The organism is Rhizobium ruizarguesonis, assembly GCF_012349115.1.
Taxonomy (GTDB): Bacteria; Pseudomonadota; Alphaproteobacteria; order Rhizobiales; family Rhizobiaceae; genus Rhizobium; species Rhizobium ruizarguesonis.
This window is the reverse complement of record NZ_PQIG01000002.1, coordinates 158,075-178,288: the sequence shown is the minus strand read 5'-3', so window position 1 is coordinate 178,288 and position 20,214 is coordinate 158,075. Positions and strand designations below refer to the sequence as shown.

The following is a 20,214-nucleotide window of genomic DNA, read 5'->3' as shown; positions in this document are numbered from 1 at the left end:
GTCGTCCGAAAACCGCTCACACTTTTCGGCATCATGCTCTGGAGCAATTCCGGCAAAACTGCGCAGCGGTTTTGCGTCCGCACTTGCGTGAAAAGCTATAGGCAGCAAACGGAGGACGAACCATGAGCTTCATCGATGACGACCGGCCGCAGAAGAAACTCGGCCACGAGATCGGTGCCGATCTCTCCATGCTTTCGGTCGACGAGTTGAAAGCGCGGGTGGAGTTGCTGAAGACGGAGATCGCCCGTCTTGAGGCCGAGGCCACTCGCAAGGCCTCCGGGCGGCAGGCGGCGGAAAGCTTCTTCCGCTCGTAATCCGCTAAAACCCCGAAAAACAAGGCTATAGGTGGATAAAACAGACCGCCTCAAGTCTTAATTCGGCACAATGTTAATAAAATATTAAGCTTTATAAGGTATTACTATATTCATCCGGATTTTCTCTGGATCTCAGACAGTTTTCCAAGCGGTGAATTGGTCTGATTTTTCTCCCTGTTTTACCTTGAGAGCCGCGTTTGCGGCTCTTCTTTTTCCCATGGCCGGCGCACTTCCACGAAACTGTGGAGATTAACCCTTTCTTAAGAAACGGCTTGCGCATTTGGGCTAATGATACCATCTTAAAGTCATAAAGACGGGCCCCGGAAACTTTTCCGTCGGTGCCGGCGTTACCTGAATATATGTAGCTGCGTGCAAACAGGGACTATTGCGATGTCGGAAGTTGGATTGAACACGATCAGTTTTGCAGGCCGCGCCGCTGCATCCTCGCAGTTCAAGGCACTTTACGCGGAAGGCATGTCGCTGGTCGAAGAAACTGCCGCCTACCTCGACGGCCAGGGCCGCGCGGCCTCCAAGGTTCTGCCGCGGATGGCCTCGGTCCTTTACGCCGCGGAATCGATGCGTCTCACCACCCGCCTCATGCAGATGGCCTCCTGGCTGCTGCTGCAGCGCGCCGTCAACAATGGCGAAATGTCCCGCGACCAGGTACTGGCCGAAAAGAACAAGGTCCGTCTCGACGGCTTCAACGTCGACCGCGCCGCGCCCGGCTGGGGCGACCTGCCGGAATCCTTCCGCGACCTCGTCGAGCGCTCGCTGCGTCTGCAGAACCGCATTGCCCTGCTCGACCGCGAGATCTACCGCCCGTCCGAAGCCGTGATCGTTCATGATAATCAGAACAGCGTCCAGGCTCAGCTTTCCCTGCTGCAGACCGCCTTCGGGAACAACTGACCGAATCTGTGAGACTTCGATACGGACCGGCTGCGTCTTACGCAGCCGGTTTTTTGTTTGCTGCTGAACACTGGTATTCCCGAACCCTTGCAAACGCAAAAAAGCCCGGCAAAACCGGGCTCTCTTCGAATTCCGTCGAGCAAAAACGATTAGAGGCCGAGGCCGCCGAAACGCTTGTTGAACTTGGAGACGCGGCCACCGCGGTCCATGAGCTGCTGGTTGCCGCCGGTCCAGGCCGGATGCGACTTGGAATCGATTTCAAGGTTCATGACAGCGCCCTCCGAACCCCAGGTCGAGCGGGTTTCGTATTCGGTGCCATCGGTCATGACCACCTTGATCATGTGATATTCGGGATGGATGCCTGCCTTCATAACAATCTTCCTGCGATACCGGAGTTCAATTTGCCGCATGCAGTTGCAGCCACCGAACCGATTGAATAAATGAAGCCGCAGTCGTGATGGCTACGGCTTCCCATTAGGATGCGGTGCCTATACATGAAGGACGCCTAGATAACAAGAGCCTACAGGCCGCATTGCGCGGGTCCTGCGGGCGATCGGAGACGATTTGGCAGAGCAGGCACGGGCTGAGGAAAACAAAAGGCGGTCGCTACAGCCGCTCGGCAGGCTGACGCCCTACGTCATGCGTTATCGCGCCATGGTGGCCGGTGCGCTGATGTCGCTGGCGCTTGCCGCCGTCACTTCGCTGGCGCTGCCGCTCGCCGTGCGTCGCATGATCGATCACGGCTTCACCCAGTCGGACGGTCGCTTTATCAACAGCTACTTCGCCATGCTAATGGTCATGGCCATCGTGCTCGCGGTCGCAAGTGCGCTGCGCTATTATTTCGTCATCACCATCGGCGAGCGCATCGTCGCCGATCTTCGCCGCGATGTCTTTTCACATGTGACGAGGCTGTCGCCCTCCTTCTTCGATGTCAACCAGTCCGGCGAGATCGTCTCGCGCCTGACCGCCGATACCACGCAGATCAAGTCCGCCGTCGGCGCCACTGCCTCTGTAGCGCTCAGGAACCTCATCCTCTGTATCGGCGCCATGGGCATGATGATCGTCACCTCGCCGAAGCTTTCGAGCCTCGTCATCGGAGCGATCCCGCTGATTGTCTTCCCGCTCGTCGCCTTCGGCCGCTCGGTGCGCAAACGTTCGCGCGCCGCCCAGGATACGCTCGCCGATGCCTCCGCCTTCGCCAACGAGACGATCGCCGCGACCCGCACCGTCCAGGCTTTCAACGGCGAAGATGCCGCAGCGATGCGTTACGGCACCGCCGTCGAATCCGCCTACGAGGCCGCCCGCGCCGCCATCCGCTCGCGCGCGTTGCTGACAGGGATCGCCATCACGCTGATCTTCGGCAGCGTCGTCGCCGTTCTCTGGGTCGGCGCCCACAGCGTGCTCGCCGGCACGCTTTCGGCCGGCACGCTCGGCCAGTTCCTGCTCTATGCCGTCATCTCCGCCGGGTCGCTGGGTGCTCTCTCGGAGGTCTGGGGCGAACTCTCGCAGGCAGCCGGTGCTGCCGACCGGCTGACCGAATTGCTTGACGAAGTCTCGCCGATCGCCGCCCCCGCCAGCCCGCAGGCTCTTCCTTCGCCCGGCCGTGGCCGCGTCGAATTTTCCGGTGTGCATTTCGCCTATCCCGCGCGCCCAGGCAAATCGGCCCTCCATGGGCTGAGCTTCGCCATCACGCCCGGTGAAACGGTCGCCATTGTCGGCCCTTCCGGTGCCGGCAAGAGCACCGTCTTTTCGCTGCTACTGCGCTTCTACGATCCGCAGCAGGGCAGCGTGAAGATCGACGGTGTCGATGCGCAGCTGACGACGCCCGACGAGCTGCGCCAGCGCATCGCCATCGTGCCGCAGGATGTCACCATCTTTGCCGCCTCGATCCATGACAACATCGCCTTCGGCCGTCCCGGCGCCTCGCGAGACGAGGTCCGCGCCGCAGCCCTTGCCGCGCAGGCCGACGAATTCATCGCTCGGCTGGACAGAGGCTACGAGACCGAGGTCGGCGAACGCGGCATCATGCTCTCCGGCGGCCAGCGCCAGCGCATCGCCATTGCCCGTGCCATCTTGAAGAACGCGCCCGTGCTGCTGCTCGACGAGGCAACCTCCGCGCTTGACGCAGAAAGCGAGACGCTGGTGCAGAAGGCGCTCGACGGCCTGGTGGACGGCCGCACGACACTCGTCATCGCTCATCGCCTAGCCACCGTGCTGAAGGCCGACCGCATCCTCGTCATGGACCAGGGCCGCGTCGTCGAGGAGGGCACGCATCAGAGCCTGATCCGCCACGGCGGCATCTATGCGCGGCTGGCGCGGCTGCAATTCGACGCCGCGAATGAGGATGTGCTCGCCGCGGCGAAATAGCCTGCGCCACTTCTCCGGCCAACAGCGACTAAAGTCTGACCGCCACCGTGCCTTCCTGCGGTTGTCTTTCGCGCGTCCCGCCCTAACCTCTTCATTCCCCGGGGTGGGGATATTGCGGCTGAAATCCTTGGGAGGAGATAGGAATGGCGCTTTCCGATATAACGCGACGTACGGGCCTTGCGCTCGGTTTCGGTGTGCTTGCCTTTGCCGTCGGTGCGTCTGCCGCTGCTGCGGATTTTCCCGATCGCGCGATCACCATGGTCGTGCCCTTCGCGGCCGGCGGCTCGACCGATGTCGTCGCTCGCATCGTTGCGCAGAAGATGTCGGAGGATCTCGGCCAGCAAGTGATCGTCCAGAACGTCGCCGGGGCCGGCGGCAATCTCGGCGCCGGTAACGTCGCCCGCGCCGAACCGGACGGCTACACCATCCTGATGGGCACGGTCGCGACCCACGCCCTCAATCCGCTCATCCTGAAATCGACGCCCTATGACGCCGAAAAGGATTTTGCGCCGATCTCACTGCTCGTCGTCGTGCCGAACGTGCTGGTCGTCAATCCGGAGCTGCCGGCAAAGACCGTGCAGGAGCTGATCGCGCTGCTGAAGGCCGAGCCCGACAAATACAGCTACGCCTCATCGGGCAACGGTACGCCGTTGCATCTTTCCGGAGAGCTTTTCAAATCCATGGCCGGCGTAAGCATGCAGCACATACCCTATAAGGGCGCCGGTCCGGCATTGAACGACGTCATCGGCAACCAGGTGCCGATTATGTTCGACAACCTGCCCTCCTCGTCGAGCCACATCAAGGCCGGCACCCTGCGGGCGCTGGCGGTGACCACGGCCGAGCGTGCACCCTCCTTCCCCGACGTGCCGACTGTCGCCGAGTCGGGCATTCCAGGTTACGAGACCTATACCTGGAACGCGCTTTTCGCCCCGGCCAAGACGCCGAACGAGGTGGTGATGCGTCTCAACGCCTCGGCTAAAAAGGCGCTTGCCGACCCTGCCGTCGCTGAACGCATGAAGGAATTCAGCGCCACCATCGTCGGCTCGACGCCGGAGGAACTGGCTGCTCATGTAAAGGCCGAGCTCGCCAAATGGGGGCCGGTCGTCAAGGGCGCGAATATCCAGATGGAGTAATGTGAAAGAGCATGTACCGGCATCCTTCCTTCACTTGCGTCCAATGGAAACGGCGGCAATTGGACGCTAGGCAATCCAATCCTGATTAAGGCAGTGGAAAAGCTCGCCATTTTGATCTAGCTTCCCCTAAGCTGATGGTTGCAATTCAGCGTTTTGGGATTTCGGGAGACATCTATGTATAAATTCGAAGTCTATAAGGATAAGGCCGGCGAGTTCCGCTTCCGCTTCAAGGCATCGAACGGGGAGGCCATGTTCTCGTCCGAGGGCTACAAGGCGAAGGCGTCCGCCATGAGTGCCATCGAATCCATCAAGAAGAACACGCCAAGCGCCGAGGTCGTCGACCAGACGAAGGCCGAGTCCTGAGCAGACCGGCAGCGGCGGCGTGATTGCCGCCCTGCCCTTTCGCGCCCTTGAGCAGCGCCGGTGCCCTTGAGCCCGGCTCGCTTGCTTGCGATTTTCGGCGCCATTTTTCTTTTTCGCATATTTTTTTGAAGGCCATGTCGAAACGACCGGTGGCCGCGCCTCATTGTTTCGGAACGGCCCCGCCGCTCCGCCGGGCGTCACGGTTTTCGGGATATCGGTCCCCGAAATCGGCACGCCCGGATCAACGCAACAACGAGATCAGGAGTTCTCCATGCAATATGCTCTCATTATTCGCGAAGCCGCCGAAGATTTCGCCCGCCGCGGCGATCCCGTCTATCGCGACGGCTGGGTCGCCTACAGCCAGGCGCTTGCTCAGGCGGGGATCATGACCGGTGGCGCCGGGCTGACCGGCCCGGAGACCGGCACGATCGTGCGCCGCAAAGGCGAGGAACACGATGTTCAGGACGGGCCTTATCCGGAAGGCAAGGAACAGCTCGGCGGCTTCTATCTGATCGATGTTCCCGATATCGATACCGCGCTCGAATGGGCGACCCGCGTCCCGATCTCCGACAAGGGCTCGGTCGAAGTACGCCCGCGCTTGCAGATGTGAGGCGGCAATGCCGCCCGATGCCGGACGCGCTGCCGAAAAGGTGGCGCGTCAGTCCTACGGCAAGCTGATCGCCTTCCTCGCCGCCCGCTCGCGCGACGTGCCGGCGGCAGAGGATGCATTGTCGGAAGCGCTGGCTTCGGCGCTTCGCGTCTGGCCGGAGCGCGGCGTTCCCGGCAATCCGGAAGCCTGGCTGCTGGTGGCCGCCCGCCGCAACCTCATGCAGGCCGCCCGCCACCGCACCGTCGAGGCCAATGCGCAAACGACGATATCGGTCGCCTTCGAGGAGGCGGAGGAACGCATGAACGAGGCCGGCAATGCCGTCTTTCCCGATGAGCGGCTGAAGCTGCTCTTCGCCTGCACCCATCCCGCCATCGACAGCTCCGTGCATACGGCGCTGATGCTGCAGACCGTTCTCGGCATCGAGGCAAAGACCATCGCGCGGACCTTCGTCGTCGCACCAGAGGCAATGAGCCAGCGGCTGGTGCGGGCCAAGGTAAAGATCCGCGATGCCGGCATTCCCTTCGCCGTCCCGCCTCGCCCCGCCTTGCCCGGGCGGCTCGCCGCCGTGCTTTCGGCGATCTACGCCGCCTACGGTCTCGGATGGGACGGGCTCGACGGGGAGAACGAACGCCATTCGCTGGCTGGCGAGGCGATCTGGCTCGGCCGTGCGCTTCTGGCAGTGCTGCCGGACGAACCGGAGGCGATAGGCCTCCTCTCGCTGATGCTTCACTGCCAAGCCCGCCGGAGCACCCGGCGCGACAGCAACGGCCAATATGTGCCGCTCGACGAGCAGGATACGGCCGCGTGGAACGCGATCATGATTGCCGAAGCGGATGCGCTGTTGCGCAAGGCCGGAGGCTTCGAGCGTTTCGGCCCCTTCCAGTGCCAGGCGGCGATCCAGTCCGTGCATGCGGCGCGCCGGCTGTCAGGAGCGACCGACTGGCAGGCGCTGACGACGCTCTACGCGGCGCTGGTGATGATGAAGCCGACGCTGGGTGCACGCGTCAGCCAGGCCGCGGTAATCGGCAGGGCCTCGAGCGCCGCTGCCGGGCTGGAGCAGCTTGACAAGCTCGATCGGCGCGACGTCGCAGCCTATCAGCCTTACTGGGCCGTGCGTGCCTATCTTCAGGCGCAGGCCGGCGACAGTGCCGCCGCAGCCGACGCCTATATGACAGCGATCGGCCTCAGCGACAGCCCTGCCGTGCGCGACTTTCTCGCCGGCCGGTTAAAAGGCGTGCAGCGGTAATGTCAGGCCACCGCATAATTCCCCAAATCGGAATCGATTTAGGGAATTATGCAGCAATTCAAAGTGTTACAGCGTCCTTTGCGCGTCTTCAAAGACGCGCGGCGCCGTAATCACTTCTCGGTCAGCTTCAGCTCGATGCGGCGGTTGGTAGAGCGCGCATCCGGCGTATCGCCCGGCGCGATCGGTTGGAACTCGCCGAAGCCGGCGGCAACCAGCCTGTCGGCCGGCACGCCCTGTGCGATCAGGAACTTGACGACCGAAATCGCGCGCGCCGAGGAGAGCTCCCAATTGTCGCGATAGCGGCCCGTTCCGGCAAGCGGCACGTTATCGGTATGACCGTCGACGCGCAGCACCCAGTTGATCTCCGGCGGGATTTCCTTGGCGAGATCGAGAAGGGCGGCGGCAAGCTTTGCCATCTCGGTCTGCCCCTCGGGGTTGAGATCGGCACCGCCTGAAGGAAACAGCACTTCCGACTGGAAGACGAACCGGTCGCCGACGATGCGGATATTTTCGCGGTCCGAGAGAATCTCGCGCAGCCGGCCGAAGAAGTCGGAACGGTAGCGGTTCAGCTCCTGCACGCGCGCGGCGAGCGCAACGTTGAGGCGGCTGCCGAGATCGGCGATCTTGGTCTGCGAGACCCGGTCTTTCTCCTCCGACGCCTGAAGGGCTGCTTCGACGGCGGCAATCTGGCTGCGAAGCGCTGAGATCTGCTGGTTCAGCAGTTCGACCTGGCTGAGCGCCCGTTCGCTCACCTGCTTCTGCTCGTCAAGCTCCTGCGTCATCGAGCCGATCCGCTTCTGCGCCGCATCCTGGCCGCCCGAACCGGCATTCAGCAGCGCCTGCAGCCGCGAACGGTCGCCTTCGGCACTGGCAAGCGAGGCCTGCAGGTTGGCGACCGAATCCTGGAGATCCTGGTTGCTGCCCTTTTCCAGCGCGAGAAGCTGCGTCAGCTCGTTGATCTGGCTGTTGAGGCGATTGAGCACCTCATCGCGTCCGGTGATCTCGCGGCTGAGGATGAACTGCCCGACGACGAAGACCGTCAGCAGGAACATGATCGAGATGAGCAGCGTCGACAGCGCGTCGACGAAGCCCGGCCAATAATCGACCGTGCGTTCGCGGCGCCGGTTGCGGGCGAGAGCCATGGCTTACTTGCCCTCGCTCTTTTCTGCCTGGCTGGCACGGTCGCGCAAACGCTCGCCCCGGTCGCCCGCGCGCTCCTGCACGCCGATGCGTTCGGCAAGCCGGTCGAGCGTGCGGCGCATCGCCTTCGCCTCATCCTGCTGTGCCTCGATCCAGTCGCGCAGCATCTGCTGCTCGTTGCGCATATTCTTGACCAGGCCCTGAATACCTTCGGCAAGGCTCGCCATGGCGGCGACGGAGCGCTGGCTGCCGGCACCACCCTCTTCGGAGACCTTGCGCAGATAATCGGAGAGCGCGCGCATGTCGTCCGACGAAGCGCCGGAAACGGCGTCGAGAGCCGGGGCAAGATGATCGGAGCCGACATCCGTGACCGAGGAGAGCCAGTTTTCCAGCTCCATATAGAAGCGGTTTTGCGCGCGGCCGGCCTGCAGGTCGAGGAAGCCGAGAATGAGCGAACCGGAAAGGCCGAGCAGCGAGGAGGAGAAGGCCTGGCCCATGCCCGAAAGCGGCGTGGAAAGCCCTTCCTTCAGCGCCGAGAGCACGTCCCCGGTGCCGTTCGAGCCGGCATCGAGGGACTGGATGACAATGCTGATCGAACCAATCGTGCCGATGAGGCCCCAGAAGGTGCCGAGCAGGCCGAGGAAGACCAAGAGGCCGATCAGGTAGCGTGAAACATCACGCGATTCGTCGAGGCGGCTGGCAATCGAATCGAGGATCGAGCGCAGCGCCGTCGTCGACAGCGACACTGCGGACTTGCGGCTGCCGAGCAGCGCCCGCATTGGCGCAAGCAGCCGCGGATTGCGGTTGACCTTGTCGACGCTGCCGGCGGCGCGGAAGGAATTAAACCAGCGTACCTCGGGGCGAAGCGCCAGTACATGGTTGAAAACAAGGATGATTCCGACCGCGAGAACGCCGACGATCAGGCCGTTCAGGCCCGGATTATGCATGAAGGCGGTCTGCGTCTGCCGGAAGAGGATGGCGGCGATAAAGCCGACGATGACGAGGAAAAGCAGCATCGTCCAGAGGAAGGGCATGGGACTCGAAAGCCTGTTGGCATAAGTGCCAGCCGTCTTTTCGGTGGAGCCGATCTCCGCCACATTCACATTTTCCATAGGGTCGCTGCCTCCGGAGTCATTGCTGGCGGAGACTAGAGCAACATTGTGCCGAATTGAAGTATGCCGGGGCGAAAACCGTGACTTTACAACAGCCAGATTTTCGTTCGGTCACTTGGCGGGAACCGGCCGCTTGACGACTTCGATCAGCGCCTTGTGGATGATCTCGTTGCCGGCGACGATCGTGCCGCTCTCCAGCATCGTTGCGCCGCCGTCCCAGTCGGTGGCGAAACCGCCGGCTTCGCGGATGAGCAGGATGCCGGCGGCCATGTCCCAGGGCGCAAGCTCCGCTTCCCAGAAACCGTCGAACCGCCCTGCCGCGACATAGGCGAGATCGAGGGTCGGCGAGCCCAAGCGGCGGATGCCCGCCACTTCGCCCATCACGTGGCGAAGCTCGACCAGGAACTTGCCATGATTGCGCTTGCCGAGCGCCGGCACGCCGCAGCCGATGACGCAATCCGACAGCGCCCGGCGCGCAGCGACGCGCAGGCGTCGGTCATTGAGGAAGGCACCGCCACCGCGCTCGGCGGTATAGAGCTCGTCGGTTGCCGGATTGAAAACGACGGCGGCAACGATCTCGCCGTTGCGTTCGAGCGCGATCGAGACAGCAAAGGCCGGGATGCCGTGCAGGAAGTTCGTCGTGCCGTCGAGCGGGTCGACAATCCAGCGATGCGCGCCGTCCGTACCCTTGATTTCCTCGCTTTCCTCGCCGAGGAAGCCATAGGTCGGACGCGCCTTGAGCAACTCTTCCTTGACGATTTTTTCGGCCTTGCGATCGGCGGTGGAAACGAAATCGCCCGGTCCTTTCACGGAAACCTGCAGGTTCTGCACTTCGCCGAAATCACGTCCCAGCGATTTTCCTGCCTTGAGGGCAGCCTGAACCATGACATTGAGAAGAGCTGAACGGGCCATCGGCGCATTTTTCCTTGGGACTGATACGGGGCGCGCGCGCTGCCAGGGGCGGGAAGTGTCCCTGAACATGCATGACAGGCAGCGCTGCGAAGATTGGCGGCCTCAAGACCACAAAATCAGGGAAATTTCAAGGGGAGGCGCGCATGGCTGCCCTGCGATGCCGGAAGCCACTAATTTTATTCTGGACAGATCAGTCCAATAAGAGTAGAAGCCTGGTCATGGCACGACACAAGGAATTCGATCGCGAGACCGCCCTTCATGCCGCCATCGGCGTATTTTCCGAGCACGGCTATGAGGGCACCTCGACCGAGGAATTGCTGACGGCGATGAAGATCAGCCGGCAAAGCATGTACGATACCTTCGGCGACAAGCGCGGCCTCTATCTGGAAGCGCTGAAGCGCTACAATGTGGAGAGCATCGACAAGATCATCGCTGATCTTCGCCGCGAAGACCGGCCGATCGAGGCTCTGGAAGGCGCTCTCGTCGCCTTCGCCTCGCGTCCCGCTGCCGAGGCACGGCGCTGCTGCCTCGGTGTCAGCGCCATCTGTGAATTCGGCCGCACCGATGCCGAGATCGCAGCCCTTGCCGACAGCGCCGGCCACGCGCTTCACGCGGCGATCGAGAGCCTTCTCGCTGAGGCTCGCAGGACCGGAGAACTCGCAACAGATATCGATATCGCCGACGCCATCCCGTTTCTCGGCGCTGCTTTGTCGGGCATGAAAGTTAGCGCCCGAAACGGCGCCCCACCCGAGACGCTCCGCGGTATCGCACGCATGGCAATCAGAAGCCTCCGCTGACGAAGGGATAACTCCGAACCGGCCTTTCCATGGACAATTCTAGACTGATCAATCCAAAAACAAAGGAAGCATAAATGTCTCAACCCCTTTCCACCAAGATCGCCCTCGTCACCGGCGGCTCGCGCGGCATCGGTGCCGCCATCGTCCGCAGGCTCGCCGCTGACGGCGCCGCCGTCGCCTTCACCTATTCCAGCTCGGAGCACAAGGCGAAGGCGATCGTCGCCGAGCTGGAGGCTGCTGGCGGCAGGGCGCTGGCAATCCGGGCCGACAGCGCCGATGCGAAGGCCGTACAGGATGCCATCGCGTTGACAGCCGGGCATTTTGGCGGTCTCGACATTCTCGTCAGCAATGCCGGCATTCTCATCCTCAACCCGCTCGACGACTATTCGCTCGAAGATTTCGACCGGATGTTCGCCGTCAACGTCCGCGCTGCCTTCGTCGGCATCCAGGCAGCGGCAAGACACATGAAGGAAGGCGGCCGCGTCATCACCATCGGCAGCGTCACCGCCGATCGCAGCGGCTTTCCGACCTCCGCGGTCTATAGTATGACGAAGGGCGCGATCGCCTCGATGACCCGCGGCCTCGCCCGCGATCTCGGCCCACGCGGCATCACCGTCAACAACATCCAGCCCGGCCCGACGGCGACCGACATGAACCCCAATGAGGACGATCATGAGCGCCTCAAGCCGCTGATGGCGCTTGGCCGCCTGGGTGAGGACCGCGAGATTGCCGGCCTCGCCGCCTATCTCGCCAGTGCCGAGGCCGCCTTCGTCACCGGCGCCAGCCTGACGATCGACGGCGGTTATCTCGCCTGAATGCAGAACCTAGAGGGTTACAATAAAAGTCGGCGGCATCCTGCGATACCGCCGGCTTCGATCCGGTCCGGTTCAAACAGATCCTAAAACTTCTGTTGCGTCATCAGCACTTCGCGAGCGATCTGATCGAGCGGCAGGATCCGATCGACGCCGCCTTTGGCGATCGCCTCCTTCGGCATGCCGAAAACAACGGAACTCGCCTCGTCCTGCGCCACCGTATAGGCGCCGGCCTGATGCATTTCCAGCATCCCGCGAGCACCGTCGTCGCCCATGCCGGTCATGATGATCCCCATGGCGTTCGAGCCGGCCGAGCGCGCCGCCGAGCGGAAGAGCACGTCGACGGAAGGCCGGTGTCGCGACACCAGCGGCCCGGTCTTGACGCTCACATAATAGCGCGCACCCTGGCGCTCGAGCAGCATGTGTTTGTCACCAGGCGCGATCAAGACATGACCGCGCAGCACCGGATCGCCATCGACTGCTTCCTTGACCTCGACCTCGCAGAGCCCGTTCAGCCGTTTGGCGAAGGCGGCGGTGAATTTCTCCGGCATATGCTGGACGATCACCATGCCAGGCGCATTGGCCGGCAGTTCCTCGAGGAACTCGCGCAGTGCTTCGGTGCCGCCGGTGGAGGCGCCGACGCAGACGACCATCTCCGTCGTCTTCGCCATGGCTCGCCCCGTCGGGGGCGGCAGCATCACATCCGCCGTCAGTTTCTTGGCCGGCCCCTCCGCCGAAGCCGAGCGGATGGTTCCGGCGGCACGGCGGACATTGGAAAGCCGCGCATGCGAAGCGCTCTTGACGACTTCGCGGATACGCATCGCATCGTCGGCTAGGCTGTCGGCGGCCCCGATCTTCGATTTCAGAATGACGTCGACGGCACCGGCCTCCAGCGCCTGGATCAGGGTCTCCGAACCCGCTTCCGTCAGCGACGAGCACATCACGACAGGGATCGGCCGCTGCGCCATCAGCTTGCGCAGGAAGGTAATGCCATCCATGCGCGGCATCTCCACGTCGAGCGTGATGACATCGGGGATCTCCTCCTGCAGCTTCCGCGCCGCCATGAAGGGGTCGGATGCGACCGCCATGATCTCGATATCGGGATCCTGCTCCAGCACATGGGTCAGCGTCTGGCGGACGCTGGCGGAATCGTCGATGATGAGAACGCGGATTTTCTTAGCCATGAATGCCCCTAATGCATGCCGTCCGGAAGCGCGCAGCGGTTTTGGGATGACGCGATGCGCTTTAGATACGCTGAAACACCGTATTCGAGACCTGCTTCAACGGCAGATCGAAGCCGGTGATCGATTCAGAATGGCCGATGAACATGTAGCCGCCCTTCGCCAGGCAGTCGCAGAGGCGGTTGAGCACGCCGGCCTGAGTCTGCTTGTCGAAGTAGATTAGCACGTTGCGGCAGAAGATGACGTTCATCGCCTCGCCGATCTGGTATTTTTCGTCCATCAGATTCATACGGGCAAAACCAATCTTGCTGCGCAGTTTCGGCGTGATGCGCACCTCCCGCCGATCCGGCTGCTTGGCCGTCAGCACGTATTTGCGCTGTAGATCGCGCGGCACGGGCGCGATGAGGTCTTCCGGGTAGATGCCCCGGCGCGCCGTCTGCAGCACGTCGGTGGAAAGGTCGGTGGCCAGAACGCTGTAGGAGACGTCGTTGCGGCCTTCGGTGAATTCAGCCAGCACCATCGCCATCGTGTAGGGTTCCGCCCCCGTCGAGCAGGCCGAACTCCAGGTGCGGATCGTCCGCACGCCGCTGCTGGCGATCGCCGGCAGCGCTACCGTCTGCAGATAGTCGAAATGCTTGGCTTCGCGGAAGAAGTCGGTCTTATTCGTCGTCACCACGTCGATCAGGTAGACGGTTTCTTGGTCGAGCCCGTCGTGATTGAACAGGAAGTCGCAATAATCGTCGAAGGTCGCATGGTTGGTTGCGCGCAGGCGGCGCCTCAGCCGCCCTTCGAGCATCGTCAGCTTGGTCGGCGGCATCTTGATGCCGCTGTAATCGTAGATGAACCGGGCAAGCTTGTCGAAATTGCGCTTGCTGATCCGGTCGCCCGGCAATTGGGTTTCCACCGCTGCTGCCATACTCATAGAACGCAGTACTCCGAGTTGATGCGCGGGTCAGGCCGCCGATTGCAGTGCCGAGGCGTCCTCGCGCGACAGCAACCGTGCAAGATCGATGATGACGACGAAGCCGTTTTCACGACGAACGACGCCGGCGATATAGTCCGAGCGCCAGCGCACGCCGATATCAGGCGCCGCCTCGATCTGCTCGCGCCGGAATGGCGTGACCTCGAAGACGCGGTCGGCAACGAGGCCAAGGGTCAGCAGCCGGCTTTCCATTGGCACGTCGAGGACGAGCACGCGCGTGTGCGGGGTCGGCACAGTCTTCGTCATGCCGAGCTTCAATCGAAGATCGATTGTCGGCACGCCCTGCCCGCGTACGTCACGCAGGCCGAGCAGATAGTCGGGACCATTCGGAATCTTGAAAGCTTCCGCATAATCGAGGATTTCCCGTACAACCTCAACCGGCACGGCGAAGATCTCCTCGCCGAGGCTGAAGGTCACGAATTGCGCTTCCAAAGATGTCGTGGCCATGATCATGCGCTTTCCTTGAATTCGACGTCCCCATCATCGGGACCGCCCATGGAGAGATCGAGAGCGAAGCCTTTCACCCGCGCCTGCTGGCTGGCGACGTTGTTGGCAGCCGGCTTCTTGGGCGTAGGCTTGCGGCCGGCGACGGAAGCCGGTCTGCGGACCGTGACCTTGGCGGCCGGCATGCGGGACTGGCGATTGCTTGCCGTATCGACCTTGAAGAAGGCAATCGAGGCCTGCAACTCTTCCGCTTGGGTCGCGAGCTCTTCGGAGGTCGCCGACATCTGCTCGGAAGCACCGGCATTCTGCTGCGTCACCTTGTCGAGCTGCTGGATCGCTTCATTGATCTGCGAAGCGCCGACATCCTGTTCGCGGCATGCGGCGCTGATCTCGGAGACCAATTCGGCCGTCTTGCGGATATCGGGCACCAGCCGGCCGAGCATGTCGCCGGCTTCCTGAGCGGCCTTGACCGTATCGCCCGACATCGAGCTGATTTCGGCAGCGGCCGACTGACTGCGTTCGGCAAGCTTGCGCACTTCAGATGCGACCACCGCAAACCCCTTGCCGTGTTCACCCGCACGAGCGGCTTCGACGGCAGCGTTGAGCGCCAACAGATCGGTCTGGCGGGCGATTTCCTGGACGATGCCGATCTTCTCGGCAATGGTCCGCATCGCCTGGACGGCGCGCGTCACCGCGTCACCACTGGCTTCCGCATCCTTGGCCGACTGGCGGGCGATTTTTTCCGTCTGGGCGGCGTTATCGGCGTTCTGCTTGATGTTCGCGGCCATTTCTTCCATCGAGGCGGAAGCCTCTTCGGCCGACGCGGCTTGTTCGGTAGCGCCCTGCGACACCTGTTCCGAGCTCGAGGAAAGTTCCTGGCTGCCGGCCGAAACATTTTCTGCGGCTGCAGCCGCATCGGTGACGACGCCGCGCAGGCGCTCGACCATCTGTTCGAGCGCAATGCCGAGCATGTCCTTCTCCGACAATGGCTTCGGGGACACCGTCAGGTCGCCATTCGCGATCTGATTGGCAATCTCGGCGGTGTTGCGAAGATTGTCCGTCATGACGTTGATCGTGTTGACCAGATCCTTGATCTCGTCGTTGCTCTTGATCTCGATCTTCTGGTTGAGGTCACCGATGGCGACGGCGCTGGCAACGTTCATAATCTTGCGCAGGCCGCTGTTGACGCCGAGCGCGATCCACAGCGCAGCGGCGAAAGCGATGACGGAAGCCCCGATCGCGATACCAATCAGCATGTTCTTCGTCGAACTATAAAGAACCTCGGTGTCGTTATCGGCTTGCGCCATCGACTTCTGCTGAAGCGTGACGAGCGTCTCGAAAACCTCTTCCAGTTCCATGACGAGGCCGCGGACCTCTCCCGACGAAAGCGCCGCTGCCGCTGCCCTGTCGCCGCTTTTCTGGATAGAGGCGACTTTGTTGGAGCCCTCACTGAAGCGTTTGGCCAACTCGACCAGCCTGTCCCAGGTGGGCTTGCCCTCGGCTGTTGCGAGCTGTTGGCCGCCTGTGGCGAAGACCACCATGTCATCCAGGCTCTTCGCCGAGTTCTGGTAGTCCTTCCTGGCCACTTCGGGATCCATTTCCAGAAGGGCATTCTTCTGCCAGCGAACGGCATTAAGCTCCGCAGTCTTTGCCTCCAGAGCCAGTTCCAGCCTCTTTGCCGGACCAGAAACAAGGTTGCCGACAGCATCGTTCAGGGAACTGAGGCTGATGATTCCATAGACCGCGCTGCCCACCAGCAACAATATGACAAAGCCGAATGCGGCTGCGAGCTTAAGTTTGATCGTAATACGCATCTCAATATACCTCTCCGAGAGCGAAGCAATTAATGTGGACCAAGGGGCGCGGCATCATGCAGCAAAGAAATTCCGGTAGGCGAAGCGTGCGTCGCGGGCCATGCTGACTGGCCCACGACAATTGCGAACGGGGAGCGGTTATGCGCTTCCCCAGGCGAGCGCTATGCGCTCTCCCTAAACTCGTCATCGGCCGTGTCGGGACCGCCCATCGACAGGTCGAGGGCAAACCCCTTCACGCGGGCCTGCTGGCCGGCGACCGTATTCACCGGCGCCTTGCCGACCGGTTTGCGCGGTGCAGCCTGAGTCCGGCTGCGGGCGGTGAGTTTTGCCGCCGGCGCGCGCTCGCGGCGCCCGCCTGCCGTATCGACCTTGAAGAAGGCAATCGAGGTCTGCAGTTCCTCCGCCTGGGAGGCAAGCTCCTCGGAGGTTGCCGACATCTGCTCGGAGGCGCCGGCATTCTGCTGCGTCACCTTGTCGAGCTGTTGGATCGCTTCGTTGATCTGGGCAGCCCCGATATCCTGTTCGCGGCAGGCGGCACTGATCTCGGAGACCAGCTCCGCCGTCTTGCGGATATCGGGCACCAGCCGGCCGAGCATGTCGCCGGCTTCCTGGGCCGCCTTGACCGTATCGCCCGACATCGAGCTGATCTCGGCGGCGGCCGACTGGCTGCGTTCGGCAAGCTTGCGCACCTCGGAGGCGACGACCGCAAAACCCTTGCCGTGTTCACCCGCACGAGCGGCTTCGACGGCGGCGTTAAGGGCGAGAAGGTCGGTCTGGCGGGCGATCTCCTGGACGATACCGATCTTCTGGGCAATCGTGCGCATGGCATCGACGGCACGGGAGACGGCCTCGCCGCTGGCTTCCGCATCCTTGGCCGACTGACGGGCGATTTTTTCCGTCTGGGCGGCGTTGTCGGCGTTCTGCTTGATGTTGGAGGCCATCTCCTCCATCGAGGCGGACGCCTCTTCGGCCGACGCCGCCTGTTCGGTTGCGCCTTGCGATACCTGTTCCGAGCTTGCCGAAAGTTCCTGGCTGCCGGAAGAGACGTTTTCGGCAGCGGAGATCGCGTCGGCGACGACGCCGCGCAGGCGCTCGACCATCTGTTCGAGCGCGATGCCCAGCGCATCCTTATCGGAGAGCGGCTTCGGAGACACCGTCAGGTCGCCGTTTGCGATCTGATCGGCGATGCCGGCGGTGGTCCGCAGGTTGGAGATCATGCTCTGCATCGCGATGCCGAGCGAATCCTTGTCCGAAAGCGGCTTGGCATCGGTGCTGAGGTCGCCCATGGCGATCTGGTCGGCAAGTGCTGCCGTGGCGCGCAGATTGGCAGTCATGGTATTGACCGTATTGATGAGATCCTTGATCTCGTCATTGGTCTTGACATCGACCTTCTGGTTGAGGTCGCCGATTGCGACGGCGTTTACGACAGTCGTGATCTTCCGCAGACCGTTGTTGATGCCGAGCGTGATCCACAGTGCAGCGCCGAGAGCTATGAGCACGGCGATACCGGAAGCGGTGCCGAGGATCAGCTTCGTCGAGTTGTAAAGATCAGTGTTCGACTGATCGGTCGCCTTCATGCCCTTGCGCTGGATCTCGATGAGTGGGGCAATCGCCTCACCCATGTCGTTGGTCATCGTGCGCAGGTCGCCGAGCGACAGCGCCAGGGCGCCGGCTTGATCGCCCCTGGCGTCAAGCTGCTGCAGTTCGGCGGATCTGTCGCGGAATTTCGCACCGATCGTCAGCAACTTTTCCCAATAGGGCTTGCCTTCGGGCGAGGCGATCGCAAGGCCGGCATCGACAGCATCGAACATGGCCTGCAAGTTCTGGTCGGCTTCCTTGTAGAAACCGGCAGTCGCGTCGGGATCCGTGGAAAGCAGCGCGTTCTTCTGGGCGCGGATGGCGTTGACTTCGGCAACATTGGCGTTCAGCGCCAGTTCCAGGCGGCGCATCGGGCCGTCGATCATATTGCCGCTTGCTTCATTCAAGGTGCCGAGGCTCAGGCTTCCATAAACCGCGATGCCGATCAGCAGCAGCGTCATGATGCCGAAGGCAAGACCCAATTTGAGCTTGATGGTGAAACGCATGTGATACCCCCTATGCGGTCAAAACGAATGGATAGAGACACGTCCCGTCAACGGGGCGTCGAGCTTGAAAGTGATGTGTCTGAAAAGGGGGAAAGCGACTACATTCACTTCCCGGCAGCCGGACATCTATCGATCGCAGCGCCAACGCCTACATGCGTTGGGGGATATTCCCACCTCGGGCCACCGGAGCAGCCCGAGGGATCGGTTTGAGGCGAAGGCGCTCAGGCGCTTTCCCCGGGCGAGCTAGCCTCTCCCCGGACAGCGCCTATGCGCTCTCCCTGAAATCGTCGTCGCTGGCGTCTGGACCGCCCATCGACATATCGAGAGCAAAGCCCTTGAGACGCTGCTGCTGGGCCGAAACCGTCTGGCCACGGCCCTGGCTGTGGGCCTGCGGGGCGGGTTTGCGGACAGCGGCCGGGGCCTTGAGCACCTTGGTCGAAGCTTTTGGCTGGGTCTTGTGGGCACCAGGCCGCGCGCTGCCTGCCGTATCGACCTTGAAGAAGGCGATCGAGGTCTGCAGTTCCTCTGCCTGGGAGGCGAGCTCCTCGGAGGTTGCCGACATCTGCTCGGAGGCGCCGGCATTCTGCTGCGTCACCTTGTCGAGCTGCTGGATCGCCTCGTTGATCTGCGAGGCGCCGATATCCTGTTCGCGGCAGGCCGCACTGATCTCGGAGACCAGTTCCGCCGTCTTGCGGATGTCGGGCACCAGCCGGCCGAGCATGTCGCCGGCATCGGCGGCAGCCTTGACCGTGTCGCTCGACATCGAGCTGATTTCCGCTGCAGCCGACTGACTGCGTTCGGCAAGCTTGCGCACCTCCGAGGCGACCACCGCAAAACCCTTGCCGTGTTCACCCGCACGAGCGGCTTCGACGGCGGCATTCAAGGCGAGCAGATCGGTCTGGCGGGCGATCTCCTGGACGATGCCGATCTTCTGGGCGATCGTGCGCATGGCGTCGACGGCGCGCGTCACCGCTTCACCGCTCATCTCCGCATCCTTGGCCGACTGGCGGGCGATCTTCTCCGTCTGGGCGGCGTTATCGGCGTTCTGCTTGATGTTGGCGGCCATCTCTTCCATCGAGGCGGAAGCCTCTTCGGCCGAAGCCGCCTGTTCGGTAGCGCCCTGCGACACCTGTTCCGAGCTCGCCGAAAGTTCCTGGCTGCCGGAGGAGACGTTGTCGGCGGCCGACAGCGCGTCGGCGACGACGCCGCGCAGGCGTTCGATCATCGTATTGACGTTGCCCAGAAGTTCGCCGATTTCGTCATGGCTGGTGATATCCGCCATCTTCGTCAGATCGCCTTCCGACACCTCGCGAACCACGGTGTTGGCGCGGCTGAGGCCCTTGCTGATCGTGCTGGCGATCCAGAAGGCGGTGAAGGCAGCAATCAGCAGGGCGACGGCGGCGACCGCAACCATCATTGTGCGCGTCGTCGTGTACTGCGCTTCGGCGCCGTCGTCCGCAGCCTTCATGCGCTGCTTTTCAAGTGCCAGGATCTCGCTGAGCGTCGAGTCGATGTCGTTGGCAGCGGCCCGCGCCGTCGTAACGGAGATGGTATTTGCGCCTTCCGCATTGCCGGCCTTCACATATTCTCGGATTTGATCGTCGGCTCCATTGAAGGTCTTGGAAAGTTCAGCGATGCGCGCCCAGCGCGCCTTGCCTTCTTCCGTTGCCAGCGCCAGCACCTGGCTGAAGGCGTCGGCGAACTCCTTGCGGGCCTGATTGCCCTTGGCGATTGCCCCGGCCGTTTCGTCTGCGCCACGGGCGGTGAGCAGATTCTTCTGCTGGCGGATGGCCTCGAGCTGGGCAATATTGATCTGTTGCGCCAGGTCGAGGCGGGCTGCCGGGCCGGAGAGAAGCTTATCGATCGTGTCGTTCAGCGATCCAAGGCTGAAGATACCGTAAACGGCGGTACCCACGAGCATTACAATGATGAAGGTGAACGCGGTCACCAGTTTCGTCTTGATTGTCAGTCGCATGGTCCCCAAACCCCTCGTTGAA

Annotated in this window: 19 protein-coding genes; 9 read left to right on the top strand and 10 right to left on the bottom strand. The window is 62.5% G+C overall.

Features of this window, described 5'->3' with window-relative positions; all coding sequences use genetic code 11:
- Positions 1-122 precede the first annotated feature (122 nt).
- On the top strand, positions 123-314 hold the full coding sequence (locus C3Y91_RS02260; RefSeq protein ID WP_018072878.1) for a DUF1192 domain-containing protein: 192 nt from the start codon (positions 123-125) through the stop codon (positions 312-314).
- 390 nt (positions 315-704) lie between these two features.
- The gene (gene rcdA, locus C3Y91_RS02255) at positions 705-1,220 is read left to right on the top strand and encodes a protease adaptor protein RcdA (protein ID WP_003542804.1); all 516 of its coding nucleotides are present in this window, start codon (positions 705-707) and stop codon (positions 1,218-1,220) included.
- Positions 1,221-1,369: 149 nt separating this feature from the next.
- Here rcdA and rpmE read toward each other — a convergent pair whose 3' ends face one another.
- Positions 1,370-1,591, bottom strand: coding sequence for a 50S ribosomal protein L31 (gene rpmE, locus C3Y91_RS02250; protein WP_003542805.1), 222 nt, complete (start codon positions 1,589-1,591; stop codon positions 1,370-1,372).
- 193 nt (positions 1,592-1,784) lie between these two features.
- On the opposite strand from rpmE, the gene C3Y91_RS02245 reads away from it, so the two are divergent.
- The 5 genes from C3Y91_RS02245 to C3Y91_RS02225 all read left to right on the top strand — a co-directional run bounded on the left by C3Y91_RS02245 (position 1,785) and on the right by C3Y91_RS02225 (position 6,939).
- On the top strand, positions 1,785-3,587 hold the full coding sequence (locus tag C3Y91_RS02245; RefSeq protein ID WP_024323252.1) for an ABC transporter transmembrane domain-containing protein: 1,803 nt from the start codon (positions 1,785-1,787) through the stop codon (positions 3,585-3,587).
- 143 nt (positions 3,588-3,730) lie between these two features.
- Entirely contained in the window at positions 3,731-4,720 is a 990-nt protein-coding gene (locus tag C3Y91_RS02240; RefSeq protein ID WP_018072876.1) for a Bug family tripartite tricarboxylate transporter substrate binding protein, read from the top strand.
- 174 nt (positions 4,721-4,894) lie between these two features.
- On the top strand, positions 4,895-5,083 hold the full coding sequence (locus tag C3Y91_RS02235) for a YegP family protein (protein WP_017968150.1): 189 nt from the start codon (positions 4,895-4,897) through the stop codon (positions 5,081-5,083).
- A 271-nt stretch (positions 5,084-5,354) separates the two neighbouring features.
- Entirely contained in the window at positions 5,355-5,693 is a 339-nt protein-coding gene (locus tag C3Y91_RS02230) for a YciI family protein (protein WP_024323253.1), read from the top strand.
- Positions 5,694-5,700: 7 nt separating this feature from the next.
- Complete coding sequence (locus C3Y91_RS02225; protein ID WP_130673075.1) at positions 5,701-6,939, top strand: RNA polymerase sigma factor; 1,239 nt, start codon at positions 5,701-5,703, stop codon at positions 6,937-6,939.
- A 110-nt stretch (positions 6,940-7,049) separates the two neighbouring features.
- Here the strand turns inward: C3Y91_RS02225 and C3Y91_RS02220 are convergent, their stop codons facing one another.
- The 3 genes from C3Y91_RS02220 to C3Y91_RS02210 all read right to left on the bottom strand — a co-directional run bounded on the left by C3Y91_RS02220 (position 7,050) and on the right by C3Y91_RS02210 (position 10,103).
- Positions 7,050-8,081, bottom strand: a complete 1,032-nt coding sequence (locus C3Y91_RS02220; RefSeq protein ID WP_018481040.1) for a peptidoglycan -binding protein — start codon at positions 8,079-8,081, stop codon at positions 7,050-7,052.
- Between the two features lie 3 nt (positions 8,082-8,084).
- Entirely contained in the window at positions 8,085-9,191 is a 1,107-nt protein-coding gene (locus C3Y91_RS02215) for a MotA/TolQ/ExbB proton channel family protein (protein ID WP_130662187.1), read from the bottom strand.
- A 111-nt stretch (positions 9,192-9,302) separates the two neighbouring features.
- On the bottom strand, positions 9,303-10,103 hold the full coding sequence (locus tag C3Y91_RS02210) for an inositol monophosphatase family protein (protein ID WP_029871935.1): 801 nt from the start codon (positions 10,101-10,103) through the stop codon (positions 9,303-9,305).
- 218 nt (positions 10,104-10,321) lie between these two features.
- Here C3Y91_RS02210 and C3Y91_RS02205 point away from each other — a divergent pair, with 218 nt between their 5' ends.
- Both C3Y91_RS02205 and C3Y91_RS02200 read left to right on the top strand, forming a co-directional pair.
- The gene (locus C3Y91_RS02205; protein WP_168574923.1) at positions 10,322-10,900 is read left to right on the top strand and encodes a TetR/AcrR family transcriptional regulator; all 579 of its coding nucleotides are present in this window, start codon (positions 10,322-10,324) and stop codon (positions 10,898-10,900) included.
- Positions 10,901-10,974: 74 nt separating this feature from the next.
- Positions 10,975-11,715: a 3-oxoacyl-ACP reductase family protein gene (locus C3Y91_RS02200; RefSeq protein ID WP_130662190.1), complete on the top strand. Its 741-nt coding sequence runs from the start codon at positions 10,975-10,977 to the stop codon at positions 11,713-11,715.
- Between the two features lie 83 nt (positions 11,716-11,798).
- Here C3Y91_RS02200 and C3Y91_RS02195 read toward each other — a convergent pair whose 3' ends face one another.
- From C3Y91_RS02195 to C3Y91_RS02170, 6 genes are all read right to left on the bottom strand, one after another.
- Positions 11,799-12,896 (bottom strand): protein-glutamate methylesterase/protein-glutamine glutaminase, encoded by a 1,098-nt coding sequence (locus C3Y91_RS02195; RefSeq protein WP_168574922.1) that lies wholly within the window; start codon positions 12,894-12,896, stop codon positions 11,799-11,801.
- A 61-nt stretch (positions 12,897-12,957) separates the two neighbouring features.
- On the bottom strand, positions 12,958-13,815 hold the full coding sequence (locus C3Y91_RS02190; protein WP_105007310.1) for a CheR family methyltransferase: 858 nt from the start codon (positions 13,813-13,815) through the stop codon (positions 12,958-12,960).
- A 30-nt stretch (positions 13,816-13,845) separates the two neighbouring features.
- Positions 13,846-14,328, bottom strand: a complete 483-nt coding sequence (locus tag C3Y91_RS02185) for a chemotaxis protein CheW (RefSeq protein ID WP_018072866.1) — start codon at positions 14,326-14,328, stop codon at positions 13,846-13,848.
- Positions 14,325-16,133, bottom strand: coding sequence for a methyl-accepting chemotaxis protein (locus tag C3Y91_RS02180; RefSeq protein WP_130662192.1), 1,809 nt, complete (start codon positions 16,131-16,133; stop codon positions 14,325-14,327). The genes C3Y91_RS02185 and C3Y91_RS02180 overlap by 4 nt, the downstream gene beginning before the upstream one ends.
- 161 nt (positions 16,134-16,294) lie before the next feature.
- Entirely contained in the window at positions 16,295-18,217 is a 1,923-nt protein-coding gene (locus C3Y91_RS02175; RefSeq protein WP_130656194.1) for a HAMP domain-containing methyl-accepting chemotaxis protein, read from the bottom strand.
- A gap of 265 nt (positions 18,218-18,482) precedes the next feature.
- On the bottom strand, positions 18,483-20,192 hold the full coding sequence (locus tag C3Y91_RS02170) for a methyl-accepting chemotaxis protein (RefSeq protein ID WP_130656195.1): 1,710 nt from the start codon (positions 20,190-20,192) through the stop codon (positions 18,483-18,485).
- Positions 20,193-20,214 lie beyond the last annotated feature (22 nt).

What these genes read in the sequence shown, in the direction of transcription:
- C3Y91_RS02205 (WP_168574923.1), top strand. Translation starts at nt 10,322, where the DNA reads ATGGCACGACACAAGGAATTCGATCGCGAGACCGCCCTTCATGCCGCC.
- C3Y91_RS02200 (WP_130662190.1), top strand. Translation starts at nt 10,975, where the DNA reads ATGTCTCAACCCCTTTCCACCAAGATCGCCCTCGTCACCGGCGGCTCG.
- C3Y91_RS02190 (WP_105007310.1), bottom strand. Translation starts at nt 13,815, where the DNA reads ATGAGTATGGCAGCAGCGGTGGAAACCCAATTGCCGGGCGACCGGATC.
- C3Y91_RS02225 (WP_130673075.1), top strand. Translation starts at nt 5,701, where the DNA reads ATGCCGCCCGATGCCGGACGCGCTGCCGAAAAGGTGGCGCGTCAGTCC.
- C3Y91_RS02175 (WP_130656194.1), bottom strand. Translation starts at nt 18,217, where the DNA reads ATGCGTTTCACCATCAAGCTCAAATTGGGTCTTGCCTTCGGCATCATG.
- rpmE (WP_003542805.1), bottom strand. Translation starts at nt 1,591, where the DNA reads ATGAAGGCAGGCATCCATCCCGAATATCACATGATCAAGGTGGTCATG.
- C3Y91_RS02220 (WP_018481040.1), bottom strand. Translation starts at nt 8,081, where the DNA reads ATGGCTCTCGCCCGCAACCGGCGCCGCGAACGCACGGTCGATTATTGG.
- C3Y91_RS02170 (WP_130656195.1), bottom strand. Translation starts at nt 20,192, where the DNA reads ATGCGACTGACAATCAAGACGAAACTGGTGACCGCGTTCACCTTCATC.
- C3Y91_RS02180 (WP_130662192.1), bottom strand. Translation starts at nt 16,133, where the DNA reads ATGCGTATTACGATCAAACTTAAGCTCGCAGCCGCATTCGGCTTTGTC.
- C3Y91_RS02235 (WP_017968150.1), top strand. Translation starts at nt 4,895, where the DNA reads ATGTATAAATTCGAAGTCTATAAGGATAAGGCCGGCGAGTTCCGCTTC.
- C3Y91_RS02195 (WP_168574922.1), bottom strand. Translation starts at nt 12,896, where the DNA reads ATGGCTAAGAAAATCCGCGTTCTCATCATCGACGATTCCGCCAGCGTC.
- C3Y91_RS02185 (WP_018072866.1), bottom strand. Translation starts at nt 14,328, where the DNA reads ATGATCATGGCCACGACATCTTTGGAAGCGCAATTCGTGACCTTCAGC.
- C3Y91_RS02215 (WP_130662187.1), bottom strand. Translation starts at nt 9,191, where the DNA reads ATGGAAAATGTGAATGTGGCGGAGATCGGCTCCACCGAAAAGACGGCT.
- rcdA (WP_003542804.1), top strand. Translation starts at nt 705, where the DNA reads ATGTCGGAAGTTGGATTGAACACGATCAGTTTTGCAGGCCGCGCCGCT.
- C3Y91_RS02210 (WP_029871935.1), bottom strand. Translation starts at nt 10,103, where the DNA reads ATGGCCCGTTCAGCTCTTCTCAATGTCATGGTTCAGGCTGCCCTCAAG.
- C3Y91_RS02240 (WP_018072876.1), top strand. Translation starts at nt 3,731, where the DNA reads ATGGCGCTTTCCGATATAACGCGACGTACGGGCCTTGCGCTCGGTTTC.
- C3Y91_RS02260 (WP_018072878.1), top strand. Translation starts at nt 123, where the DNA reads ATGAGCTTCATCGATGACGACCGGCCGCAGAAGAAACTCGGCCACGAG.
- C3Y91_RS02230 (WP_024323253.1), top strand. Translation starts at nt 5,355, where the DNA reads ATGCAATATGCTCTCATTATTCGCGAAGCCGCCGAAGATTTCGCCCGC.